The organism is Paucibacter sp. DJ2R-2 (assembly GCF_025717675.1).
Lineage (GTDB): Bacteria > Pseudomonadota > Gammaproteobacteria > Burkholderiales > Burkholderiaceae_C > Paucibacter_A.
The window spans coordinates 171,888-196,060 of sequence record NZ_JAJIRT010000007.1 but is presented as its reverse complement, the minus strand read 5'-3'; the positions used below and the strand labels follow the sequence as shown (position 1 = coordinate 196,060).

General features: G+C 65.2%; 23 protein-coding genes. 10 read left to right on the top strand and 13 right to left on the bottom strand.

Annotation, left to right across the window (positions count from 1 at the left end; translation table 11 throughout):
• Positions 1-119 precede the first annotated feature (119 nt).
• The 4 genes from LNV28_RS17145 to LNV28_RS17130 all read left to right on the top strand — a co-directional run bounded on the left by LNV28_RS17145 (position 120) and on the right by LNV28_RS17130 (position 3,398).
• Entirely contained in the window at positions 120-1,199 is a 1,080-nt protein-coding gene (locus LNV28_RS17145; RefSeq protein WP_263517552.1) for an AraC family transcriptional regulator, read from the top strand.
• A gap of 93 nt (positions 1,200-1,292) precedes the next feature.
• Positions 1,293-2,525, top strand: a complete 1,233-nt coding sequence (locus LNV28_RS17140; RefSeq protein WP_263517551.1) for a nuclear transport factor 2 family protein — start codon at positions 1,293-1,295, stop codon at positions 2,523-2,525.
• Between the two features lie 109 nt (positions 2,526-2,634).
• Positions 2,635-2,862, top strand: coding sequence for a YgaP-like transmembrane domain (locus LNV28_RS17135; protein ID WP_263517550.1), 228 nt, complete (start codon positions 2,635-2,637; stop codon positions 2,860-2,862).
• The gene (locus LNV28_RS17130; protein WP_263517549.1) at positions 2,859-3,398 is read left to right on the top strand and encodes an RNA polymerase sigma factor; all 540 of its coding nucleotides are present in this window, start codon (positions 2,859-2,861) and stop codon (positions 3,396-3,398) included. The genes LNV28_RS17135 and LNV28_RS17130 overlap by 4 nt, the downstream gene beginning before the upstream one ends.
• A gap of 24 nt (positions 3,399-3,422) precedes the next feature.
• On the opposite strand, the gene LNV28_RS17125 is transcribed toward LNV28_RS17130, so the two are convergent.
• From LNV28_RS17125 to LNV28_RS17075, 11 genes are all read right to left on the bottom strand, one after another.
• The gene (locus LNV28_RS17125; RefSeq protein WP_263517548.1) at positions 3,423-4,280 is read right to left on the bottom strand and encodes a glutaminyl-peptide cyclotransferase; all 858 of its coding nucleotides are present in this window, start codon (positions 4,278-4,280) and stop codon (positions 3,423-3,425) included.
• 127 nt (positions 4,281-4,407) lie between these two features.
• Positions 4,408-4,860 carry a GFA family protein gene (locus LNV28_RS17120; RefSeq protein ID WP_263517547.1) on the bottom strand — a complete coding sequence of 151 codons (453 nt, stop codon included), beginning with the start codon at positions 4,858-4,860 and terminating at the stop codon, positions 4,408-4,410.
• Positions 4,861-4,883: 23 nt separating this feature from the next.
• Positions 4,884-5,408: an energy transducer TonB gene (locus tag LNV28_RS17115; RefSeq protein WP_263517546.1), complete on the bottom strand. Its 525-nt coding sequence runs from the start codon at positions 5,406-5,408 to the stop codon at positions 4,884-4,886.
• Positions 5,409-5,614: 206 nt separating this feature from the next.
• Positions 5,615-6,016 carry a VOC family protein gene (locus LNV28_RS17110; protein ID WP_263517545.1) on the bottom strand — a complete coding sequence of 134 codons (402 nt, stop codon included), beginning with the start codon at positions 6,014-6,016 and terminating at the stop codon, positions 5,615-5,617.
• A gap of 35 nt (positions 6,017-6,051) precedes the next feature.
• Positions 6,052-6,492, bottom strand: coding sequence for a GNAT family N-acetyltransferase (locus LNV28_RS17105; RefSeq protein ID WP_263517544.1), 441 nt, complete (start codon positions 6,490-6,492; stop codon positions 6,052-6,054).
• Positions 6,489-7,178: a hypothetical protein gene (locus LNV28_RS17100; protein ID WP_263517543.1), complete on the bottom strand. Its 690-nt coding sequence runs from the start codon at positions 7,176-7,178 to the stop codon at positions 6,489-6,491. The genes LNV28_RS17105 and LNV28_RS17100 overlap by 4 nt, the downstream gene beginning before the upstream one ends.
• Positions 7,175-7,513 carry a hypothetical protein gene (locus LNV28_RS17095; RefSeq protein WP_263517542.1) on the bottom strand — a complete coding sequence of 113 codons (339 nt, stop codon included), beginning with the start codon at positions 7,511-7,513 and terminating at the stop codon, positions 7,175-7,177. The genes LNV28_RS17100 and LNV28_RS17095 overlap by 4 nt, the downstream gene beginning before the upstream one ends.
• Positions 7,514-7,543: 30 nt before the next feature.
• Positions 7,544-8,686, bottom strand: coding sequence for a lytic murein transglycosylase B (gene mltB / locus LNV28_RS17090; RefSeq protein ID WP_263517541.1), 1,143 nt, complete (start codon positions 8,684-8,686; stop codon positions 7,544-7,546).
• Between the two features lie 187 nt (positions 8,687-8,873).
• A complete protein-coding gene (locus LNV28_RS17085) occupies positions 8,874-10,934 on the bottom strand; it encodes a transglutaminase TgpA family protein (RefSeq protein ID WP_263517540.1) in 2,061 nt (686 codons plus the stop codon).
• Positions 10,931-11,983, bottom strand: coding sequence for a DUF58 domain-containing protein (locus LNV28_RS17080; RefSeq protein WP_263517539.1), 1,053 nt, complete (start codon positions 11,981-11,983; stop codon positions 10,931-10,933). The genes LNV28_RS17085 and LNV28_RS17080 overlap by 4 nt, the downstream gene beginning before the upstream one ends.
• 9 nt (positions 11,984-11,992) lie before the next feature.
• On the bottom strand, positions 11,993-12,937 hold the full coding sequence (locus LNV28_RS17075; RefSeq protein WP_263517538.1) for an AAA family ATPase: 945 nt from the start codon (positions 12,935-12,937) through the stop codon (positions 11,993-11,995).
• A 58-nt stretch (positions 12,938-12,995) separates the two neighbouring features.
• On the opposite strand from LNV28_RS17075, the gene LNV28_RS17070 reads away from it, so the two are divergent.
• Together LNV28_RS17070 and LNV28_RS17065 are read left to right on the top strand one after the other, a co-directional pair.
• Positions 12,996-13,931, top strand: coding sequence for a histone deacetylase family protein (locus LNV28_RS17070; protein ID WP_263517537.1), 936 nt, complete (start codon positions 12,996-12,998; stop codon positions 13,929-13,931).
• 75 nt (positions 13,932-14,006) lie between these two features.
• Positions 14,007-15,272 (top strand): mechanosensitive ion channel family protein, encoded by a 1,266-nt coding sequence (locus tag LNV28_RS17065; protein ID WP_263517536.1) that lies wholly within the window; start codon positions 14,007-14,009, stop codon positions 15,270-15,272.
• A 655-nt stretch (positions 15,273-15,927) separates the two neighbouring features.
• Here the strand turns inward: LNV28_RS17065 and LNV28_RS17060 are convergent.
• The gene (locus LNV28_RS17060) at positions 15,928-17,469 is read right to left on the bottom strand and encodes a fumarate hydratase (RefSeq protein ID WP_263517535.1); all 1,542 of its coding nucleotides are present in this window, start codon (positions 17,467-17,469) and stop codon (positions 15,928-15,930) included.
• 175 nt (positions 17,470-17,644) lie between these two features.
• On the opposite strand from LNV28_RS17060, the gene nhaA reads away from it, so the two are divergent.
• The 3 genes from nhaA to LNV28_RS17045 all read left to right on the top strand — a co-directional run bounded on the left by nhaA (position 17,645) and on the right by LNV28_RS17045 (position 21,194).
• Positions 17,645-18,835 (top strand): Na+/H+ antiporter NhaA, encoded by a 1,191-nt coding sequence (nhaA, locus tag LNV28_RS17055; RefSeq protein ID WP_263517534.1) that lies wholly within the window; start codon positions 17,645-17,647, stop codon positions 18,833-18,835.
• A 250-nt stretch (positions 18,836-19,085) separates the two neighbouring features.
• Complete coding sequence (locus LNV28_RS17050; protein ID WP_263517533.1) at positions 19,086-19,607, top strand: cache domain-containing protein; 522 nt, start codon at positions 19,086-19,088, stop codon at positions 19,605-19,607.
• Positions 19,608-19,655: 48 nt separating this feature from the next.
• Complete coding sequence (locus LNV28_RS17045) at positions 19,656-21,194, top strand: methyl-accepting chemotaxis protein (protein WP_263517532.1); 1,539 nt, start codon at positions 19,656-19,658, stop codon at positions 21,192-21,194.
• A 73-nt stretch (positions 21,195-21,267) separates the two neighbouring features.
• Here the strand turns inward: LNV28_RS17045 and LNV28_RS17040 are convergent, their stop codons facing one another.
• A complete protein-coding gene (locus LNV28_RS17040; RefSeq protein ID WP_263517531.1) occupies positions 21,268-21,900 on the bottom strand; it encodes a TIGR00645 family protein in 633 nt (210 codons plus the stop codon).
• Between the two features lie 198 nt (positions 21,901-22,098).
• Here LNV28_RS17040 and acs point away from each other — a divergent pair, with 198 nt between their 5' ends.
• Positions 22,099-24,060 (top strand): acetate--CoA ligase, encoded by a 1,962-nt coding sequence (gene acs, locus LNV28_RS17035; protein WP_263517530.1) that lies wholly within the window; start codon positions 22,099-22,101, stop codon positions 24,058-24,060.
• The last annotated feature ends 113 nt before the right edge of the window (positions 24,061-24,173 follow it).

Sequence of the window (24,173 nt, the reverse complement as noted above, 5' to 3'; positions counted from 1 at the left end):
TGTCACTTTGGGCATGGGAGTGGCTGGTGTAGCGTGGCGGGTGGCTTCATCGCGAGCCCTGATACTGCAAGCGCAGGCCGCTGCTGCGACTGCTGGCTTGTTCAAACTTGGTTTGTTCGATGGATCTGTCCTATTTGCTGTTCTTTTTTGCCGGCCTCGGTGCTTTCAATGGATTGGCGCTCACAGCCTGGTTGCTCTGGCGCCGGCCGGTCAGCCCCGCTCAGCGCTGGCTGGCCGCCGTGGTGCTGATGCTCAGTGTGCGCACGGGCAAGTCGGTGCTGTTCTATTTTTGGCCGGACATTGCCAAGCTGGTGCTGCAGATCGGTCTGTCCGCATGCTTCCTGATCGGCCCCTGCTTGATCGCTTTCGTGCGCGCCTGCGGCGATGCGCAGGGTGAACGCACGCGCCGGGACCCGATCTGGCTGCTGGCCTTGCTGACTCTGGTGCTGGGATTCGGCCTGCTCTACCCCTATTCGGTCCATACCGCCTTGTGGCAAGGGCCGATCTGGCGCTCGATCCAGTATTTCTGGCTCGCCTGCTTGCTGCTGAGCGCGGCCAGCTTGTGGCTTCTGTGGCGCCGGCCGCCAGCGATGGATGCGTCTGCAAGCGGGGTGACCGAGGCCGCACCGCTGGACTTTGGGACGGGCTTTGCCGCGGCCGTCACGGCCGGGGTCAGCCTGGTCTGGGCGGCCTATTTTTGGTCGGGCTGGACCTCCTACATCTCCGGCGCCTTGTCCTTCTCGGTGCTGGTTTGCCTGAGCATTGCCTTCGCGGTGTTTCGCCGGCCTGCGTTGCCTGCGCCAGCCCCGCTCAGCGAGCCCTACCAGCAACGCAAGATTGCCCCGGCCGAAGCCGAGGCGGAGCTCGCGGCCTTGCATCGCCTGATGGTCGAAGAACAGCTCTACCGCGACCCCAGCCTCAGCCTGAACAAGCTCGCCCGGCGCTTGTCCATGCCGCCGGCGCGTTTGTCACAGCTGCTGAACGACAACCACGACATCACTTTCCGGCAATACCTCAACCAGCACCGCATTGAAGCCGCCAAGCAGTTGCTCGGCGCGCCGGGCCCTTCGTCCATGGAACAGGTCGCCGAAGCCTCGGGATACCTGTCGATGTCGACCTTTTACAGCAGCTTCAAGAAGGCCGAGGGCGCCACGCCGGCGGCATGGCGGCAGGCCAAATTGAGGGAGGCAGGCTCCTGAAACAGGTTTTGGGACTCCGGAAACCGATGGAAAGCTGTTGATTCACAAGTAACTTCAGCAGCATGGCGGCACTTTTCCACTCGGAGCTTGTCCATGCTGTTTTGCCTTCCGTCCTTCGCATCCTTCCGTCCTCTGGCTGCGCTGGCTCAGCGCCTGACGGGTGCCGGGCTTTGGAGTCTGACCCTGCTTGCCAGTCTGTTTTTGGCAAGTGCGGAGGCCTCTGCTGCGGCACCGAACGAGAGCGCGCGGGTCGCCGCGGTCATCCAGGACTATCTCGACGGCAGTTCCTACAACCGCAGCGAACAGCTGCGCCGTGCCTTTCATGCCGACGCCCGGCTCTACCTGAACGGCAAGGACGGCGCCATGCGGGAAGTGGGTATCGAGGATTACGCGGCCTGGTTCAGCAAGTCGCCAGGGCAATTCAACGGCAGGGTGGGGAGTTTGCTGAATGTGCAGGTGGACGGGGACATCGCCAGCGCCAAGGCCGAGATCGTGATGAGTCGCGAGCCCGCGCGTTTTGTCGACCTGTTCCTGCTGCGACGTTCCGAAGGACAGTGGAAGATCATCAGCAAGACCGCCACCCGCCACGCCACTCCCGCGCCCACGCATGGCCGGCAGGTGCTGCTGGTGGTGTCGAATGTGAGCAAGATGCCCGGCACTGCGCTCAGTTCCGGCAACAGCTTTGTCGAGCTGGTTCATGCCTATGCCCAGTTCCGCGCGGCAGGCTATGGCGTGCAATTCATCAGCCCCGAGGGCGGGGCTGTGCCCTTGGCCTATGTGGACACCAGCGATGCGGAACAGCGTTCGAGGGTCTATGACGCCGACTTCATGTGGTCCCTGGCCCACACGCGCAAGCCCGAGGAGGTGAAGGCAGAGGACTATGCCGCCTTGATGTACATCGGCGGCAGCGCCGCCATGTTCGGCCTGGCCGACAACCCGGCACTGCGCACCCTGGCGGCACGGCTCTATGAGCAGCAGCAGGCGGTCATTGCTGCGGTCTGCCATGGCAGCGCCGGGCTGGCCGACCTGATGCTGGCCGATGGCAGCGCGCTGGTCAGCGGCAAGCGTGTCACGGGCTACCCTGACGCCTTCGAGAACAAGAATGCACCCTACTACAAGAGTTTCCCGTTCTCGATTGAGCAGCGGCTGCAAGAGCGCAAGGGCCTGTTCACGCAGGGCCCGCGCAATCAATCTCATGTGGAAGTCGATGGCCGCCTCATCACCGGCATGAGCTGGGAGTCGACCCGCGATGTGGTGGCTGCCATCGTCCGGCAACTGGATGCCGGCAAACCCGCGACGGCCGATGCCGGCGCTGCGCGGCCCTGAAGTCCAGCGCTTGTCTGTTACTTTTGGTTTTTTGAAGCCGGGCCTGAATCCTTTGGCCCTAGGTTTGACTCTAGGTCGGTGTCATTCACTTCATTTTTGGATCACTGCCATGGCAAACCTCTACTTCAAACGCAATCTTCCGGTCTGGGAACGCGGCTTGCGCCTGCTGGCCGCAGGCCTGCTCGGCGCCCTGGGCTTGGGCCTGGGTGGCCTGTTCAGCGGCTGGTTGGGCTGGCTGATGGTGGCAAGCGCAGCAAGCCTGGGCCTGACGGCTTTTGTCGGGTTTTGCCCGGCCTGCGCCATGCTGGGCCGGCGCAGTCTGGGCCCGCGTTCATGATCCGGGCCTCGCTGCCCCTGATCGAGGCAGCCACTCGCGGCGACAGCCTGGCCCTGGCCGAGCTTTTGAAGGTCTGCCAGCCTGACCTGAAACGCTTCGCCCGGCGCAGCTGTTCCAGCACCGAAGACGCCGAGGATGCGGTGCAGCTGGCGCTTTGGCAGCTGTACCGCCGTGTCGGTGCCTTGCGCACCGTGGCCACGTTTGCCACCTGGCTGTTTCGCATCGTCGAACGCGAGTGCTACCGGCTGTACCGAGGCCGCAGCAAGGCAGAGTCGCTCGAAGACTTGGCAGAGCATGAGTTGCCGGCGGCGCTGGCGGTGCCCGCCGATTTGCGCGCCGACCTGGTCCGTGCCATGCAACAACTGGCGCCACCCTACCGCGAGGTCCTGCTTTTGCGCGATGTGCACGAGTTGACGGCGCCCGAAGTGGCCGCCCAGTTGGGCCTGAGCCTGGCGGCCGTGAAAAGCCGCCTGCACCGCGCGCGGGCCCAGATGCGCGAGCATCTGCTGGCCAGTGACTACTGGTCGGAGGGCTGAGCCCCGCGGTCGGGCGGCGCGGCCTCAGCCGCGCCGCTTCAGGCGAATCTCGAACAGCGTTGGCCAGAGCTTGCCGGTGACGAAGAGGCGTTTGCCGGTCGCGTCCCAGGCGATGCCGTTGAGCACCTCGGGCGCTTCCTCGGGCCGAGGCTTGCGCGGGCCGAACTGGGCCGGGGCTGGCAACTGGCTGCGCAGGCTGCGCAGGTCGATCCAGCCGCGCACCTGGCCGCTGGCCGGGTCGATGCGGGCAATGATGTCGGCTTGCCAGATGTTGGCGTAGATCTCGCCGTCCACCCATTCCAGCTCGTTGAGCTGATCGACCGGCTGGCCCAAGGCGCGCACGGAGATGCGGCGCAGCTCGCGGAAGGTCTTGGGGTCGAGCACGCGCAGCTCGGCGCTGCCGTCGCTGAGGTAGAGCTGCTGGCCATCGTGGGTCAGGCCCCAGCCTTCGCCGGGTAGCTTGTACTCGCGCTTGGGCTCGAAGGTCTTGAGGTCGAAGACAAAGACCTTATGGGTGGTCCAGGTCAGCAGGTAGAGCTCGTCCTTCCAGGCCGTCAGGCCTTCGGCGAAGTGTTCTTGGGCGATGTCGCGTTTCTGTTGCACCTGGCCGTCTTCCAGGCGCACACGGCGGATGCTGGAGCGGCCGTTCAGGCCCGTGCTCTCGAACAGCTGGCCGTCACGGAACAGCAGGCCTTGGGTGAAGGCCGTGGGGTCATGGGGGTGGCGATTCACGATCTCCGGTTCGTCCACCGGCAGGGCCACGCGCTGCGCCCGTGCCAGCGGGCTCCAGCCTCCCAGGGTCAGCGCAGCCCCGAGCAAGGCCAAGCTCAGACCATGGCGAAACCAGGTGCGGCGGTTGGGCGGCAGGGCGGCAGGGGTCATGAGAGTGGTTCGATGGTTGAGGGGGGGGCGGTGCGATGCGTGCTGTGCGCGGCGCCGCGCAGGCCGCAGTGTGCCTCAGCAGACGTACTGGGGCCGGCGGCACTGCCGCTGCGGCGGTGATCCACACTCAGTCCGGCAGCGGGCTCATGCCGTCAGCGCCGCCGCGGCGCGGCAGCGCATCGCCCGGCAGGGCCACCCAGGGTGCACCATCGCTGCAGAAGTAATGCCCGCTGGCGGAGGGCCAGTCCTCGACAGCCGGGCCACCGGCCTCGGCTGAGAGCACGGCACCAGCTGGCACACCGATGATTTCGGGCATGCGTGCATCCACGGTGTAGAGGTGGCTGCCGCACCGGGCGCAGAAAAAGCGCTGGCCATTCGCCGTGGGCGTGTACTCGCGCAGAGCGGCCTGACCTTCGATCTGCACATCCTCTGCAGGCAAACTCAGCCAGGAACTGAACGCCGCGCCGCTAAGCCGCCGGCACTGACCGCAGTGGCAGTGCATGAAGCCACGCGGTGCGGCGCTGCAAAGGAGCGAGGCCGCACCGCAGTAGCAAGCGGCTCGCCAGTGGGACTTGTTCAAGGCGTGCTCTTCTTGTGCTTGCCTCAGCGCATGGCAAAGGTGATCTGGAACAGGTACTGCATCTTGCAGGGCTGGCCACTGCAGACGGCGGGTTTGAAGCTCGTGGCCATCAGCACGCGCGCTGCGAACTTGGCCATGTCGGGGTCGACCTTGCCATGGGCCGACACATGGGTGGCTCGGCCTTGGCTGTCCACATCGACCAGCAGGTCCAATTCACCGCGAGCGCTGTAGGCCTCCATGCCTTTTTTGATGGCGTTGTACACCGGCAGCAGGCCATCGGCAGGGAAAGGCGGCTCGTCCCCTGGCTTCATGTCCTCGTACATGGACTGCAGGGCAGCTTTCTCTGCTTCATCCAACTCGGCGTAGCGGCGATTCAAGGGAATCACCTTGGAAGTGGCCCAAACCTGCTTGAAACGGGTGCCGGTTTCGTCTTCCATCAAACTCATCTGCTTTTTGGGTAAATCGGCCGCGAGCGTTGGGCTCAAGCCTGCGAGCTGCAGCAGCACGGCCAGGATCAGGCCCCGGCAGGCGGAGGTGCGTGTGTTCATGTGTTTGCGCTCCCGTATCGTTGAAGGTCATGGATGAGGCCTGAGGCCCGGTTTTTCTTGCAAGTCCGGACTGGCTGGTCGCGATGTTCGCACGGCCCAACCTTGGTGGCTTGCAAAGTCAAGGGGCAAGAGACATTCGTGGTCGCCCAATGACCGAGATGCGCACAAGTAGTGCAGCACCTCAGCGGTCTGTATGGCCCAGCCGATCAGGCTGACAATCCAGCTTCTCTCAACTGCAGCACATTGCCTTCCGGGTCATGCCCGTCGCAGGCTCGGAAACCGCGCATCTCCCACTCGCGCTCGGGGCCTTGTAGACCGCCACCCAGGGCACGGGCGCGGGCGCGCGCAGCGGCCAAGCTGGGCACCGGAAAAAAGAGCTTGAGGGCGCAGTCCTCGCGGCGCTCGGGCGGCGTGCTGATGCTGAAGGTTTCTGCGATGGCGGGAGGGATGCCGTGCACCACCAACTCCATGCCCGAGTCCGCCCGCAGCACCCAGTGGTCGGCTGCGGTGTGCAGGACTTGCAGGCCGAGCACGGCCTCGTAAAAGCGGGCCAGGCGTTCGACATCCTTGGCAAACACCACCGAGCCATAAGCGACGGGAGCGGACATGGTTTGTGCTTTCAGAAAAGTCGTGAGGAGGGCGCTCAGTCAGTGGCTGCGGGCCGGATCAGCATGGCCATGCCTACCGAGCGCGGCGCGGTCAGCTTGAAGCCAAATTGGGCATAGAGCTCATGGGCCTGGCCGTCGGCGATCAAGCTGATATAGGCCGACTCGGGCAGCTCGGTCTCGATGTGCTTCATGATCTCGCGCATCACCCGCTTGCCCAGACCGCGGCCTTGGTGAGCGGGCAGGACGGCGATGTCGGTCACTTGGTAGAAGCAGCCCCCGTCACCGATCAGGCGACCCATGGCCACGGTTTCGCCCTGGTGCTGAATCTGCACGGCAAACAAGGTGCCGGCCAAGCCACGGCGTGCAGCGTCCTCGGTCTTGGCGCTCAGGCCGCTGGCGCTGCGCAGATGGCGATAGGTCTCGACGCTGGGCGTTGCCAGTTGGACGGTGTAAGCATTCAAGGTGCTGCGGTTCATGGGCTGGTCGTGAGTGTGGTGCTTGCCGCTGCCGAGGCTGGAGGTGGTGTGAAGGTCTCGGGACCGGCAACCGTGCTCAACTCACAGGGCCAGCGCCGCTCCACACGGCGCCGGCGGTGTTCGCTGCACTCGCGCAGCAAGAGGTCCTGCATGCCGATCAGCAGCGTGACCCGAGACCGGTCCCATTGCCCGGTGATGCGGTAGCAGGCGACCCCGTCCACCTGTTTTGGGCCGCGAAAGCGCAGGCGCTGGAGCGCCAGCAAGGTGCGGCCTCCGGTCTCAGGGAACAGCAGACTCGCGATGGTGTGGGCCGCACCACGCGAGATGCCGGTGGCCGCCGCCACTGCAAAGCCGCGATCGTCAAAGCGTCGGCTCAAGGGCTGCTCTGCGGTCGGGTAGCCCAGGGTCAGGTAGGCCTCATCGGCCACCCAGCCCAAGCTGTGGTGGCTTATGTGGTGGCGCAGCGGCGGGTAGGGGTGAGGGCAGTCGAAGTCGAAACGGAAATCGCCCGCCGCGTTGCGTGCCGTGCGGAACTCGATGGCATACGGTTCGCGGCCCCGCCAACTCTGGACTTGGCCGCGGTCGGCGTATTCGTTCAGGCTGGCATAGCGTTGCAACACGGCCTGCAGAAATTGCCGCGCGCTGACGTGGCCAGCGCTGCTGTGTTTGCCGCTGCTGTCGCTCATGGCTTTGTGCTTTCTTGCGCCTCGCGGCGCAGTTCGACCTGGGCCGGGGCCGCGTGCATCAGCAGGGGCGATTGCGCCCAGGACTTCGCTTGCGCAATGTCACGCTCCAGCTGCTCTCGCTCGGCGGCCAGCTCCTTGCTCCGTCGCCAGGCCAGGGCGCGAGCCTCGGCGCTGCTGTCCTCGCGGCTCAGTTGTTCGTCCAGACGCTTCTGGTCTTGCGCCATCACGCTCAGGCGCTCCTGCAAAGGCAATACACCCGACTCGACCGGCTGGTAGGCCTGCGCCGAGAACAGGCATGAGGTGGCGATTCCACAAGCAACTTGCTTCAAATTCATTTCATCCTCTCCCGCTGTTTTCCAGGGCTATCAGCGTCCCGCCGCTCGCATGCTGGCCAGCGCGCGACCCATCTCGATCACCGCGAAAGCGTAGTAGCTGGACCAGTTGTAGCGGGTCAGCACATAGAAGTTTTCCGTCCCGATCCAGTAGCTGGGCGCGGCCTCGCCATTTTGCAGCTCCACCACGGCGAGCAACTGCTTGGGCGGGTGTTCCAGCGTCGCTTCGCTCAGCTGGGCGCCGGCGGCCTGCAGGTCTTGCGCAGTGAACGTGGGTTTGATGTCGGGCGCCAGCAGGCGGGCGCGGGCGCTGGTGTCCACCGGCATGGCCAGGCTGTAGTGGGTGGGCAGGCCGCGCTGCCAGCCGTGGCGGGCCAGGTAATGGGCGACGCTGCCGATGGCGTCGGCCTGGCTCTTGATCAGGTCGATGTGGCCATCACCGTCAAAGTCCACGGCATAGCGGTTCCAGCTGCCGGGCATGAACTGCGGCCATCCCATCGCTCCGGCGTAAGAGCCTTTCACCTCGGCGGGATTGAAACCTTCGCGGCGGCAAAGCTTCAGGAACTCGGCCAGCTCGCTGCGGAAGAAGGCGCTGCGGTCGCTGCGCCCACTGGGGAACTCGAAGGCCAGGGTGGCCAGGGCATCCAGCACCGAAAAGCCGCCGGTGATCTGGCCGTAAAAGGTCTCAACGCCGATCAGGCCGGCGATCAACTCGGCCGGCACGCCGTACTCGTTCTCGGCCCGCGCCAGGCTGGCGGCGTTTTGTTCCCAGAACTGCAGGCCGGCCTGCAGGCGCCGCGGCTCGACAAAGCGGGCGCGGTAGGCGGCCCAGTCTTTGGCGGTGCCGGCCGGCGGCGGCATGATCAGGCGCTGCACGCTCGGGTGGATATGGGCTTGCGCCAGCTGGGTTTGAACTTGCTGCAGGCTGGCCTCGTCCCAGCCTTGCTCGCTGGCCAGGCCGGCGGCAAAGGCCAGCAGATCGGGCCGAGTGCCGAAAGCCTTGAGCGCGGCCGTCTTGGCTTTGGACTTGGCGACGGGTTTGGCCGCCGCTTTGGCCTGAGCCTTCTTCTTTTTGGCTTGCGGATGCTTGGCGTCAAGCTGGGCGAGCGCGGCCAAGGCCGGCATGGGCGCGCTCATCATCAGAAGCGCCGCGCTGAGCATCACAGAGGAGAACAAGCCCGGCCGCGGTGGCGTCTTGAGAGCGTGCCGCAATGAACTCAGGGCGCGTGGCAGGGAGGAAAGCGAAAGAAAAGGCGGGCGCATCAAGAATCAGATCGGTCGGAAAACTAGAAAGTGGCAGCTCACCCCGGGGGCGCAATGAGCTCAGCATACCCGGCTTGATCGCCGGGTTCGGCGGGTGGCTTCAGCTGCGGCAAGGCCGGCAGGCTGCGCGGAAGGCCGCCAGCCAACGCCGACGCTCGCGCCAGCCCGGTGCCTGGGCGCTGGCGCTCCTGCCGTAGCGCGCAGCTTCTTGTTCGCGAAGCAAGCGTGCCGCGGGCTCGGCAGCCTCGCCGAAGCGCTCCTGCAGCAGCTGCGCCCATGCACCCGGGCTCTGGTGCGGCGCGGCCTCGCGCAGGCCCAAGGCCTGCAGCTCGCGCAAGACCTGGCCCCGCTGGCGGCTCCAGGCGTCCTGCGGACGGTGGCGCTGCCACAGGCTCCAGGCGGCGCCGAACAGCCCCAGGCTGGCGATCACGGCGGCGCTGAGCTGGCCCAGGGCGGTCCAGTCGGGCTGGCTGACGCCTAATTGCTTGAGCAGATCGAATTGGTTCTGGCGCGAGTAGTTCAGCACCTGTTGCTGCCAGCGGTTGTTGAGCGCCTCCCAGCCGCGCCGCAGGTTCAACCACAGGGTTGGGTTGATCTGGCCCAGGGCACCTGCCAGCACGCCGGGCGCGGGGCGCAAGGCCTGACCTTGCATGACGCGTTCGGGCGCCACCGCGGCGGTCGGGTCGGCGCGCAGCCAGCCGCGGCCGGGCAGCCAGTACTCGACCCAGGCATGGGCATTGCTGTTGCGCACGATCCAGTAGCCGTCCTGCGGCTGGCTGTCCATGCCCTGAAAGCCGGTGACGATGCGTGCCGGCACGCCCATGGCACGCAAGACGACCACCATGGCCGCCGAGAAATGCTCACAAAAACCCATTCGCCGGTCGAGCCAGAACTCATCGATCAGGTGCGGCGAGTTCTCGCCATAACGGCCTGGCGCCAGGGTGTAGCTGAAGTCAGCCGTGCGAATGTGCTTGAGCAGTGCTTCCACCAGCAACGGCGTCAGCTGCGCTTCTTCGAGACCGGCAAAGCGGTTTTGGCGGCGCAGGTCGGCGGCCCATTGCAGGCTGCGCGGGTTCAGGCCAGGCGGCAGGTCCAGGTAGTTCTGCAGCACCAGGCTGTTCTGCTGCGGCCCATGGCGGTAGCTGAGGTAGGCACTGGCGTCCAGACGCAGACGTTCGGTGATGGGGCGGCCGGCCTGCCACTGCAGTTCGCCCGCCCGGCTCAGGCTCAGACTTTCGACCTGGCGCAGTGCGCCGGCCTGTTCGCCGCTCATCTCCAGCAAGGGCAGGACGCTGATGCGCTGCGGCTCCAGAGTCAGCTCGTAGCGAAGCGCCGGGCCGCTGACCTGCAAGGCATCGCTGCGGCCGGGGAAATTCATGAGGGCCGGCCGCCAAGTGCGGCCATTGAACTGGCCCAGCACCGGGCCGCGAAAGTAGCGCGCCTCGGGCGGTGGCGCCGGGCCTTCAAAGCGCAGGCGCATGGCGATGGTGTCGTCGTTGGCGATCTCGGCCATGGCGCCGAAGTCCATGCTATTGGACAAGCCGGTGCGGCCCACAGCGTCCGAGGGCAGACCCCAAAGCGGCGCGATGCGCGGGAACAGCAGGAACAGCAGCACCATCACCGGCAGGCCCCATGCCGTGGTGCGCGCGGCCTGTGTCGCAGCCAGGCGCAGGCTCGGTTGGCCCACCGGCATCTGCGCCAGCACCAGAGCGCTGAGCAGGGCCCAGACGCTGGCCAGCATCCACAGCGCCGTCAGCAGCGACTGCGAATAGAAGAAGTTCGTCAGCACCAGGAAGAAGCCAAGGAAGAACACGACGAAGGCGTCGCGCCGCGCGCGCAGCTCCAGGGTCTTGAGCGCCATCAGCATCACCAGCATGGTGATGCCGGCCTCGCGGCCCAGCAGGGTGCGGTGGCTCAGCCAGGTCAGCGCGGCCGTGATCAGCAGCACGCCGACCAGCGCCCAGCGCCCAGGCAAGGCCTGACCCCGCCAGGCCAGCCAGCCACGCCAGCCCAGCATCAGGCCGGTGATGGCACTGGCCCAAGGCGGCAGATGGTCAAGATGCGGCAGCACCACCGCGGCAATGATGGCCAGGAGGAACCAGGTGTCCCGGGTATCGCGCGCCAAGGGCTGGCCGCTGCGGCGGAAGGCCTTGCTGTTCATGGGCTGCGGTCCGCGACCTGGCGTGCCGGTGGCAAGCCATGGCGAGCCAGGACCTGCAGGCAGAGCTCTTGGTGGCCGGGGCCGAGCTCGGGCGGCCATTCCTGGCCGTCCAAGCGCAGGCCGTAGGGGCGCTGCAGGGCTTCGGCCGCCAGCAGCCAGGCACACAGGCGCGAGAGGCGCAGCTCTGGGTCGGCCAGGCCGGCGGTGTCCTGCCAGTCCAGCCACAGCTCCTGGGCGGCTTGGGCCTGGCTGTCGCGCACCCAGAGCGGCGCGCCCTGCACACCGCTGTCCAAGCTCAGTGCGGCCTTCTTCCAGAGCACCTGGCGCATGGAGTCGCCGCGCTGGTAGGCGCGCACGCCGTCCAGCTCCAGCCCGGCCTGGCGCAAGCGGCTGGGCTGGGCATGGCCTTCGCCCGCGCCGGCGTGGACCGGAAAGGGCGGTGGAGCCACCTCGGGGCGCGGATAGACCCAGACCTGGGCCGCCGGCCGCCAGACGCTCCAGGCGCGGAACAGTCCGAGCGGAAAGCGGCTCAGAACCTGCAGCTCCGGCAGCTCATGCAGGCCACGCTGCGCGCTGGCAAAGCGCAGTTGCAAAGGCGCGTGGCCGCCGGCCGGGACATCGGTCCAGGCGACTCGGTCAAGGCCTCCACCGGGCATCGACTCCTTGACTTGAAGGCCGACACCGTAGCGGGCCGCACCGTCGTTGTGCAGACGCAGGTCCAGTTGCACATCGTCGCCGGCGAACACCGGCCCGGGCGGTTTCAAGTCCAGGCTCAGGCCCTGCAGATTGCTGTGCGTGCTGTGCATGGAGGCCAGCCCCGCGCCTCCGAGCAAAAAGGTCAGCAGATAGCCCAGGCTGAGCTGCTCATTGATCGAAGCCAAGAGCAGCACCAGCAGGGTCGCACAAAAGAACAGACCCGGCCGGCTGGGCAGGATGTAGAGGTTGCGCTGGCTCAGCACCAGGGTGTCGCTGCGCCGGTGGCGGGCCAGCCACCAAGCCTGCACGTGGCGCCGTAGAAGCTGCACGGGCTGCACAGGGTTCCAGACCATCTCGGCCACTCAGGGCAGGGCGATGGCTTCGATCATGGCCCGTACCTGCTCGCGCGGCCCTCGCCCTGCGCCGGCCTTGGGCCGCAGGCGGTGGGCAATGGTCTGGGGCAGGATGGCCTGGATGTCATCGGGCGAGACGAAATCGCGCCCCTCCAGCAGGGCCCGTGCACGCGCCGCACGCAGCACGCCCAGGCCGGCGCGCGGGCTCAGCCCTTCGCTGAACCAGTCGCCCGAGCGCGTGGCTTTGAGCAAGGCTTGCAGATAGTCGAGCAGGGCCGGTGCTGCATGAACCGCGCGCACTGCGGCCTGCGCGGCCAGCAAGTCGGCCGGCGTCATCACCGGGCGCAGGGCGCGCAGGGCTTCGCGGCTGTCCTGGCCGGTCAGCAGCTCGCGCTCGGCCGCTTCGTCTGGGTAGCCGAGCGAGATGCACATCAGAAAGCGGTCCAGCTGCGATTCGGGCAGGGGGTAGGTGCCGAGCTGTTCGCTGGGGTTTTGCGTGGCGATCACGAAGAAGGGTTGGGGCAGGGCGTGGCTGGCGCCGTCGATGCTGACCTGGTTCTCTTCCATGGCCTCGAGCAAGGCGCTTTGGGTCTTGGGACCGGCGCGGTTGATCTCGTCGGCCAACAGCACCTGGGCGAACACCGGGCCCGGGTGGAAGACGAAGCCGGCTTTCTCGCGCTCGTAGATGCTGACGCCGAGCAGGTCCGAGGGCATGAGGTCGGCGGTGAACTGAAGGCGCGAGAACTGCAAGCCCAGGCTGATGGACAGGGCGTGGGCCAGGGTGGTCTTGCCGACGCCGGGCAGGTCCTCGATCAGCAGGTGGCCGCCGGCGATCAGGCAGGCCAGGCAGTCGCGGATCTGCGCCGATTTGCCCTTGATGATCGTGCTAACCTGCTGCTGCAAAGCCGTCAGTTGCGCCGCACTGTCTTGTAGGGTCTGTGTTTCACGCTTCATGCAGGACACCATAGCGGAAAACCGTTCGGCCGATCCGACCTCTCAACTTTCCGCCCTCATGTCGACAGCCTATTTCAGCCACCCCGACTGCCGCCGGCACGATATGGGCCCTGGACACCCGGAATGCCCGCAACGCCTGGCGGCAATTGATGATTGGTTGCTGGCCACCGGCATCGACCAGGCCCTGGAGCGCCACGATGCGCCGCTGGTGGACCTGGCCGCCGTCGAGCGCGCGCACAGCCACAGCTATGTGGCCGAGCTGGCCGACCTGCTGAAGGGTCTGGCCGAGCGCGGCGAGTCGCATGCGGTGGACCCCGACACCGTGGCCACGCCCCACACCTGGGCTGCGACCTTGCGCGCTGCTGGCGCGGCCGTACGCGCCACCGATCTGGTGCTCGATGGTGGTGCCGAGAACGCTTTTTGCGCCGTGCGTCCGCCGGGCCACCACGCCACGCGCGATCAGACCATGGGCTTTTGCTTCTTCAACAATGTGGCCGTGGCTGCGCGTCATGCGCTGGATGACCGCGGCCTGCAGCGCGTGGCCATCGTCGACTTCGACGTGCACCATGGCAATGGCACGGAGGACATCATCGCCGGCGACGACCGCGTGCTGATGGTCAGCATCTTCCAGCACCCGCTCTACCCCTACAACGGTGCCGTGCCCAAGGGCGAGAACATGGTCAATGTGCCGGTGCCGGCCTACACGCGAGGCCCTGAGGTGCGGGCCATGATCGAGGCCATGTGGCTGCCGGCGCTGGAGCGCTTCAAGCCGCAGATGATCTTCATCTCGGCCGGTTTCGATGCCCACCGTGAAGATGACCTGGGCCAGCTCGGCCTGGTCGAAGCCGACTACGAGTGGATGACTCAGCGCATCAAGGATGTGGCCCTGCGCCACGCCGAGGGGCGCATCGTTTCCTGCCTGGAAGGTGGCTACAACCTCGATGCCCTGGCGCGCAGCGTGGGTGTGCATTTGCGCGTGCTGGCCGGCATCTGAGCCCGGCGCGGCCGTCCTTTTTTAAACTTTTTCTCCATTCACGCAGTCTTCACAGACCTGCGTTTCACTGAGCGCATGAGCAACAGCAAGCCGATCGATTTTCAAGAACTTCAGGCTCTCACCGCGGCCCTGTTCAGCCCCACGGCCTTGGTGGGCCTTGCGGTCCTGGTGGCCTGCCTGGGTCTGTCTTGGCTGGTGGTCAGTGTGATGCACCGGCGCGTCGCCCACCGGCCGGACTCCGTGCTGTTTGGCAGTCATGTGGTGGACGGCGCCCTGTTCCCGGTGCTGGCGTTATTGCTCGCCTTGCTGGCCAAGCAGGTGTTGCCGCATTTCGGGCTCTCGCCGGCGGTGTTCAAGCTGGCGGTGCCGGTGCTGATGTCGCTGCTGGCCATCCGCATGACGGTGCGGGTGCTGAGCGCGGCCCTGCCCAATTCCGGCTTGGTGAAGGTGATCGAGCGCACGGTCTCATGGCTGGCCTGGGGCGGCTCCATTCTCTGGGTGACGGGGCTCTTGCCCTGGTTCCTGGAGGAGCTGGATGCGATTGATTTCAAGGTCGGTGTCACCAAGATTTCGCTGCGCAATCTGATCGAGGGTTCCTTCACGGCAGTGGTGGTGCTGGTGCTGGCCCTGTGGGTGTCCTCGGTGATCGAGGCGCGCCTGCTGCGCGGTGGCCGCATGGACCTGTCCCTGCGCAAGATCGCAGCCAACATCACCCGCGCCTTGCTGCTGCTGGTGGGCCTGCTGTTCGCCCTGTCGGCGGCCGGCATCGATCTGACGGCGCTGGGCGTGCTCGGCGGTGCTCTGGGCGTGGGTATTGGTCTGGGCCTGCAGCGCCTGGCGGCCAATTACGTCTCGGGCTTTGTCATCCTGGCCGAGCGTTCACTCCGCATCGGCGACATGGTCAAGGTCGACAATTTTGAGGGCCGCATCAGCGACATCAAGACCCGCTACACCGTGATCCGTGCTCTCAATGGCCGCGAAGCCATCGTGCCCAATGAGATGCTGATCACGCAGCGGGTGGAGAACTCTTCGCTGGCCGACCCCAAGGTCTTGCTCAGCACCGTGGTGCAAGTGGCCTACGGCACGGACGTGGACGATCTGATGCCCAAGCTGGCCGCACGCGTCAGCGAAGTGCCGCGGGTGCTCAGCGAGCCCGGTCCTGCGGTGCAATTGAGCAGCTTTGCCGCGGACGGCCTCGAACTGACGGTGTTCTTTTGGATCGCCGACCCCGAGAACGGCCAGGGCGGAGTCCGCTCTGACGTCAATGTGGCCATCTTGCGCCTGCTCAATGGCATGAAGATCGAGATCCCGTTCCCGCAGCGGGTGGTGCGGCAGGCTTGAGTTGCGGCCGGATGCGGCACAAAGCAGCCTTCATGTTCTCCCTCGTGAGGCCCTGCAGTCCGGGCCGCCGCCGGGCTCATGGTTCCGGGGTTGGCCCTGACGGGCCAACTTCCTTGCGCTGCTCGCGCCTCGGGGCTGGCGCATAACTCACTGCACTCACTGCGTTCGTTCCGTTCAAACAGACGCGCCAAGTCAGAGCTTGAAGCGCGCGGGTACGCGCGCGCCCCGAGCCGCTGCGCTGCTCAGCCCTTCACAAATCGCCCAGCGGCGGCCCGAACTGCAGGTCGCTTGCATCGCGGTCGATGTGCCCCTCGACGGTGGAGCACGCCACATTCGGAGGTGGCTCGGCCCGACGACGAGCGATTTGTGCGCGGCCGAGGGCGCAGTGGAGCGGCTCAGGCGCGCGTACTCGCGCGCTTCAAGCTCTGACTCGGCGCCATTGTTTGACCACAGTGAGCGCAGCGAACGGAGGGAGTTTGGCGCCGCTGAGCCGCGCAGTGAGCAACGAGGGGAGTCGGCTCGCAGAGCCGACCCGGGCACCATGAGCACGGCGGCGGGCCGAGCCACCGCAGCAAAGAAGCCAGGCCATCGAACTTCCGCGCTGTGCCGAAACCAGTCATGGCTGGCTTGGATGGGCAAGGGCTCGCTGGACTGATCAGCCCGCGTTCACCGGAATACTCACAGCCTTGCCGCTGGCAATGCGTTCTTTCCAGTCGGCCGGGCCGGTGATGTGGGCGCTGGTGCCGCCGGCATCCACGGCCACGGTGACGGGCATGTCGACCACATCGAATTCGTAGATGGCTTCCATGCCCAAGTCAGCGAAACCGACCACCGGCGCAGCCTTGATGGCCTTGGATACCAGGTAGGCAGCGCCGCCGACGGCCATCAGGTAGGCGCTCTGGTTGTCCTTGATGGCTTCGATCGCGACCGGACCACGTTCGGCCTTGCCGACCATGGCGATCAGACCGGTCTTCTCCAGCATCATGCGAGTGAAGCCGTCCATGCGGGTGGCGGTGGTCGGGCCGGCGGGGCCGACCACTTCATCGCGCACCGGATCGACCGGGCCGACGTAATAAATGACGCGGTTGGTGAAGTCCACAGGCAGCTTCTCGCCCTTGGCCAACATGTCGGCGATGCGCTTGTGGGCGGCGTCGCGGCCGGTCAGCATCTTGCCGTTCAGCAAGAGGGTGTCGCCCGGCTTCCAACTGGCCACTTCTTCCTTGGTCAAGGCATTCAGGTCGACACGCTTGCTCTTGTTGTAGTCCGGCGCCCACTTGACGTCGGGCCACAGATCCAGGCTGGGCGGGGTCATGAAGGCCGGGCCGGATCCGTCGAGCACAAAGTGGCCGTGACGGGTGGCGGCGCAGTTCGGGATCATGGCCACCGGCTTGCTGGCCGCGTGGGTCGGGTAGGTCTTGATCTTGATGTCCAGCACCGTGGTCAGGCCGCCCAGGCCTTGCGCGCCGATGCCCAATGCATTGACCTTCTCATACAACTCGATGCGCAGTTCTTCGAGCTTGTTCTGCGGGCCACGGGCCAGCAGCTCATACATGTCGATGTCTTCCATCAAGGACTCTTTGGCCATCAGCATGGCCTTCTCGGCCGTGCCGCCGACGCCCAGCCCCAACATGCCCGGCGGGCACCAGCCGGCACCCATCAGAGGCACGGTCTTGAGCACCCAGTCGACGATGTTGTCGCTGGGGTTCATCATCACGAACTTGCTCTTGTTCTCGGAGCCACCGCCCTTGGCGGCCACCATCACGTCGACGGTGTTGCCCGGCACGATGGACACGCTGATCACAGCCGGCGTGTTGTCCTTGGTGTTCTTGCGCTCGAAGATCGGGTCGTTCAGCACCGAAGCGCGCAGCTTGTTGTCGGCGTTGTTGTAGGCCTGGCGCACACCCTCGTTGACCGCGTCTTCCAGCGAGCCGGGGAAACCTTGCCAGCGCACATCCATGCCCACCTTGAGGAAGACATTGACGATGCCTGTGTCCTGGCAGATCGGGCGGCGGCCTTCGGCGCACATCTTGGAATTGGTCAGGATCTGCGCAATCGCGTCCTTGGCGGCCACGCTTTGCTCGCGCTCGTAGGCGCGGGCCAGGTGGGCGATGTAGTCAGCCGGGTGGTAATAGCTGATGTATTGCAGGGCGCCGGCGACGCTGTCAACCAGATCTTGGTAGCGAATCTGTGTGCTCATGGTGTGAGTCCGTACAGGGGAGGGGAGAAGTGGGAGGAACTGCGAAATTCTTGCGGCATCATGCCGGGCTGAGCTTGCGGGGCGCTGAATGGGCCGGGACTTCTTGGATCAAGAGTCCGGTCGGGCGCGCCGACGCAGCCACATCCATCAGTGTAATGTCGAGGAGGATCCCGTCGTGACCCCAGCCCTGCGCCGTTTCTTTGCCAGCGAATCCGCCAGCGGCATCATCCTGGCCTGTGCGGCCGTGTTGGCCCTGATCATCAGCAACTCGCCCTGGGGTGAGGCCTATCAGGCCTTCACCCGCATTCCCGGCGAAGTGCGCATCGGCGATGGTGCCGGCGGCACCGCTTTGATGTTGTCTAAGCCCCTGCTGGTGTGGGTCAACGACCTCTGGATGGCGGTGTTCTTCTTCCTCGTGGGCTTGGAGATCAAGCGAGAGTTCGTCGCTGGTGAGTTGGCTTCGCGCCGCCAGGCCATATTGCCGGCGGTGGCGGCCCTGGGCGGCATGGTGGTGCCGGCCCTGATATACAGCGCCATCAACTGGGGCGATGCCCAGGCCTTGCGCGGCTGGGCGATTCCGGCGGCCACCGATATTGCCTTCGCCATCGGCATCGTCATGTTGCTGGGTTCGCGCGTGCCAGCCTCGCTCAAGGTCTTCCTGACGGCCGTGGCCATCATCGATGACCTGGGCGCCATCGTCGTGATTGCTTTGTTCTACACCCAGCAGCTGTCCTTGCTGATGCTGGGTATGGCTGCGCTGTGCCTGCTGGGCCTGGCTTTGCTGAACCGCGCCGGCGTGATGCGCAGCGATGTCTACATCGTGCTGGGCCTGCTGCTCTGGCTGTGCGTGCTCAAGTCGGGCGTGCATGCCACCCTGGCGGGAGTGGCCACAGCGTTTTTCATCCCCATGCGCGACCCCAAGAGCGGCCACTCGCCGCTGGAGACGCTGGAGCATGGCCTGCATCCCTGGGTGGCGTTTCTGATCCTGCCCATGTTTGCCTTCGCCAATGCCGGCGTGTCGCTGGCCGGCTTGAGCCCGGCGGCCTTGTTGGAGCCGCTGCCCCTGGGCATCGCCGCTGGCCTGGTGCTGGGCAAGGCCCTGGGCGTGTTCGGCAGCGCCTGGCTGCTGATCAAGGTGGGCGCGGCCAGTCGGCCGCAGGGGGCGAGTTGGATGCAGTTCTTCGGCGTCTGTGTGCTCTGCGGCATTGGCTTCACCATGAGCCTGTTCATCGGTGGCCTGGCGTTTGCCGGGCTGGACCCGAGCTTTGAGACGCGGGTCAAGCTGGGCGTGCTGAGTGGGTCTCTGCTGGCCGGTGTGCTGGGTTCCTTGATTTTGAGCAGGGCGGCGCCGGCGGCGGCCAGGTGAAAATTCCCCAAGCGCGGCTTGCCTAGCCGGTAGACAGGGAAATACGCTCAAGCTCGACGGTATCGGGTCGAAGAAGCAGACTGGCGCGAAATGGCCTTCGGCCGGTGCTGAAGCGTCGTTTGCGTGCCAGATTTGTCAGTTTGGGCTGCGAAGTAGCAGGTGTCGGGTGCATGTCATACGCCCGCGCTGCAATCGCGTCCCAAGGACCTTGTCTTCGTTCATTCGCTCGCTCTCAGAAAAGGAACCCGCTATGAAATCCTTGCCTGTCCACGCTGCCCAGCGCTCCCTCGCGGCCTCAGCCGCGCCGGCCCTCTTGATGGGCTTGGTCGCGCCGGCTTTACTGGCTTTCTCAGCGCTGTTGCCGCGCCCGGCCCTTGCGGCTGAAGGCGGTGCCACACCCGAACAGGCTGTGGCCATGGTCAAGAAGGGTGTGGCCTTCATCAAGAAGGAAGGCAAGGACAAGGGCTATAGCGAGATATCCGTCAAAGGTGGCCAGTTCAGCTTCGAGGACCTTTACCTGGTGGTCTACGGCCTGGACGGTACCGTCCATGCCCATGGCGCCAATATCAAGATGGTCGGCAAGAACCTGATCGAGTTGAAGGATGTGGACGGCAAGGCCTTCGTCAAGGAGCGCGTCGAGTTGGGCAAAGCCAAGCCCAGCTTTTGGCAGGACTACAAGTTCACCAACCCGGAGAACAAGAAAATCGAGCCCAAGAGCATGTATTGCGAGCGGCTCGAAGACACGGTGGTGTGCGGCGGCATTTACAAATAAACAGAACAAAGCCTGCCAGCACCATGTGTTTCTTCCCCAGGGAGTCTTATGAAACTCGCAAGCAAATTGCTCGCTGCCCCACTGCTGACCGCGGTCATCGTGTTCGGCACCGGGCAGATCAACGCCGTCTTCCTGAGTCGAGCGGCGACCGAGAATCGCGCCAGCTTTGAGGCCCAGAAAGATGTCTTCCGCACCCTGACCAGTTCGCGGGAGCAACTGGCCCTGGTTCATGCCAGCGTCTACCGGACTTTGACCATCATTGCCTCTCTGGACGAGGCCAAGGTCAAGAACGTGCGTGATGACCTGGTTCGGCAGCTGGCGGGCGTGAAGCGGGTCACCCAAGCCCTGGGGGATTCGCCGGCTGCCGACGAGGACGTCAAGTCCGCCGCCGCGAAGCTGGGCGTGCTGATCGACAAGTACCTGAAGCAGGCCGACTCGGCCCTGGATCTGGCCACCATGGACCCCAACATCGGAGTGGCCTCCATGCAGGAGGGCGATGCCACCTTCAATGCCCTGGCCGCGCAGATGAATGCCGTGGTCGAGCATGCCGAGGAGTTCGCCACGGAGAGCATGAACACTGCCGACCGCACCTCCAATCGCATTGCCTGGGGCCTGGGTGCCTTGGGTCTGATCTGTGGTGTGCTGGCTGTGACGGCGTCCTGGCTGATGCAAAGGGCCTTGACTGCCGAACTGCGGCGAGCGGCAGATCTGGCCAGTGAGGTGGCAGCCGGCAATCTGACCATTGATGCCAACAGCCAGCGCCAGGACGAAGTGGGTGACTTGATGCGCGCACTCGGCGCCATGGCCGTGCAGCTCGGTCATTCCCTGCGCACGGTCATGGCTTCCAGCGAGTCCATCCGAACCGCCAGTGCCGAGATCGCCCAGGGCAATCAGGACCTCAGCACGCGCACCGAGTTAGCGGCTTCCAATTTGCAGCAGACGGCTTCCTCGATGGACCACCTGACGGGCAACGTCAAGCACTCGGCCAGTTCGGCCGGCGAGGCCAATCGCTTGGCGGCCTCGGCCGCGGAGGTGGCGGCACGCGGCGGTGTGGTCGTGGGCCAGGTGGTCAGCACCATGGAGGACATCAACACCAGCTCGCGCAAGATCGGCGACATCATCGGTGTGATCGACAGCATCGCCTTCCAGACCAACATCCTTGCCTTGAATGCCGCGGTGGAAGCGGCCCGGGCCGGCGATCAGGGGCGGGGGTTTGCGGTGGTGGCGAGCGAAGTGCGTTCCTTGGCTCAGCGCAGCGCCCAGGCTGCGCGCGAGATCAAGACCTTGATCGGCGCCTCGGTGGACAAGGTCGAGGGGGGCACCCGCCTGGTAGCCGATGCTGGCCGCACCATGAGCGAGATCGTGGCCAGCGTGCAGAAGGTGTCTGACATCATCGGTGACATCTCTTCGGCTGCTGAAGCCCAGTCCAGTGGCATCGGCGAGGTCAACACTTCGGTGTTGCAACTGGACCAGATGACGCAGCAGAATGCCGCCCTGGTCGAACAGTCTGCCGCCGCCGCCGAGAGCCTCAAGGAGCAGGCCGTGCGTCTGGCTGAAGTAGTTCATACCTTCCGGCTTGGTGACTGACCGGCGCGGGACCTGCAAAGAAAACAGCCGCTCACGAGGAGCGGCTTTTCCATTCCAGCGCTGCGGCTTCGCTTCAGTGCTTGGCGGCCTGACCATGGCTGCTGTTGAGTAGCTTGTCGGTGTAGGCAATCGCGATCGCCGAGAACAGGAAGGCGATGTGAATCAGGGTCTGCCACATCAGCGTCTTCTCGCTGTAATTGTCGGCGTTGATGAAGGTTTTGAGCAGGTGGATGGACGAGATGCCGATGATGGCTGTCGCCAGCTTGACCTTGAGCACCGAGGCGTTGACATGGCTCAGCCATTCGGGCTGGTCGGGGTGGTCTTCCAGGCCCATGCGCGAGACAAAGGTCTCGTAGCCGCCGACGATCACCATGATCAGCAGGTTGGAGATCATCACCACATCGATCAGGCCCAGCACCACCAACATCAGGATGGTTTCGTTGAGCTTGGCAATCGGCTCGTAGCCGGTCACCGCACCGGCCGCGTCCTTGATGGCCGTGGCCTTGTAGCCGATGCTCTTGACCAGCATGCCCAGTGCATCCTGATTGCCGAAAGCGGCTTCAATCAGATGGACCAGTTCGGTCCAGAACTGGAAGACATAGACGGCTTGCGCCAGGATCAGGCCCAGGTACAGGGGCAGCTGCAGCCAGCGGCTGGCAAAGATGATGTTGGGCAAGGGGCGCAAAGGGCGCGACGGGGTGCTCATAGGGTTTGTACTCGGTGGTCGGTTCGAACTGGCGCGATTCTATGGGTGAGGCGCTGGTGCGAGGTGAAGACACGGTGACAACGTCAGCCGGCGGTACGCTGAGTTACCGCGCTAGAGTAAGCGCTTCGTCAGAGACAAGACGCACAGTTGCAAACATTCGCACAGTTTGCAATCAAGCCCTCCCGAGGAGACAAGTTCATGAGCGAGACACAAGCGTACCTGCCCAGCGCTGCCTGGCAAGAGCAGGCCCATATCAAGGGAATGGCAGCCTATCAGGCCCTGGTGGCCGAGAGCGAGGCCGATTACGAAGGCTATTGGGCCCGTCTGGCACGCGAGTTCGTGAGCTGGCAGACGCCGTTCACCAAGGTGCTCAACGACAGCGAAGCACCGTTCTTCAAGTGGTTCGAGGACGGCCGCCTGAATGTCTCCTACAACTGTCTGGACCGCAATGTCGAGCGCGGCCTGGGCAACAAGGTCGCCATCATTTTTGAAGCCGATGATGGCGCGGTCACCAAGGTCACCTACAGCGAACTGCTGGCCAAGACGGCCCAGCTTGCCAATGTGCTGAAGTCACGTGGCGTGAAGAAGGGTGACCGCGTCGTCATCTACATGTCCATGTCGGTGGAAGGCGTGGCGGCCATGCAGGCCTGCGCGCGCATCGGCGCCACTCACTCGGTGGTGTTCGGCGGCTTCTCGGCGCAGAGCCTGCGCGACCGCGTGCAGGACGCCGGCGCAGTCATGGTCATCACCGCCGACGAGCAGCTGCGTGGCGGCAAGGCCTTGCCGCTCAAGGCCATCGTGGACGAGGCATTTGCCGACGGCAGCTGCCCGACCTTGAAGGATGTGATCGTCTATCAGCGCACCGGCGGCAAGATCGCCTGGGTCGAAGGGCGCGACCACTGGCTGCACGAGCTGCTGGCCGGTCAGTCCACCGTCTGCGAGCCCGAATGGGTGGAGGCCGAGCATCCGCTGTTCTTGCTCTACACCTCGGGCTCGACCGGCAAGCCCAAGGGCGTGCAGCATTCCAGCGGCGGCTATCTGCTGCATGCGGCACTGACCACCAAGTGGACCTTTGACCTGAAAGATGACGATGTCTTCTGGTGCACGGCCGACATTGGCTGGGTCACCGGCCACAGCTACATCACCTATGGCCCGCTGGCACTGGGTGGCACCGAGATCGTCTTCGAGGGCGTGCCCACCTACCCGGATGCGGGTCGCTTCTGGAAGATGATTGAGAAGCACAAGGTCTCGATTTTCTACACCGCGCCGACCGCGATTCGTTCGCTGATCAAGGCGGCTGAGACCAATGAAGCCGTGCATCCGGATCGTTATGACCTGAGCAGCCTGCGCTTGCTGGGTTCGGTCGGTGAGCCCATCAACCCGGCCGCCTGGGAGTGGTACCACAAGCATGTTGGCGGCGGCCGTTGCCCCATCGTCGACACCTTCTGGCAGACCGAGACCGGTGGTCACATGATCACGCCGCTGCCGGGTGCGACGCCGCTGGTCCCGGGTTCCTGCACCTTGCCCTTCCCGGGTATCACCACTGCCATCGTCGATGAACTCGGCAATGACGTGCCCAACGGGCAGGGCGGCATCCTGGTGGTCAAGAAGCCCTGGCCGTCGATGATTCGCACCATCTGGAACGACCCCGAGCGTTTCAAGAAGAGCTATTACCCGAGCGAGTTGCGCGGCTACTACCTGGCTGGCGACGGGGCCATCCGCGACGCCGACACGGGTTACTTCACCATCACTGGCCGCATCGACGATGTGCTGAACGTGTCCGGTCACCGCATGGGCACAATGGAGATTGAGTCGGCCCTGGTCAGTTGCACCGAGTTGGTGGCGGAAGCGGCCGTGGTCGGTCGCCCCGACGACACCACCGGCGAGGCCATCTGTGCCTTCGTTGTGCTCAAGCGTCCGCGTCCCAGCGGCGACGAGGCCAAGGCGATCGCCAAGACCTTGCGCGATTGGGTGGCCAAGGAAATCGGCCCGATCGCCAAACCCAAAGACATTCGCTTCGGTGACAACCTGCCCAAGACCCGTTCCGGCAAGATCATGCGCCGCCTGCTGCGCTCGGTCGCCAAGGGAGAAGCCGTCACCCAGGACACCAGCACCTTGGAGAACCCGGCCATTCTTGAGCAACTGGGTCAGGCCTACTGACCCAGGGGATCAAGAAGTCGCGCGACAGCGTTAGGTCGGCGCAGCCGCCGGTCGGGTTCGGGGCTCACTCATATCGCACAGCGATGTGGGGGAGCACCAAAATTTGGCCATTC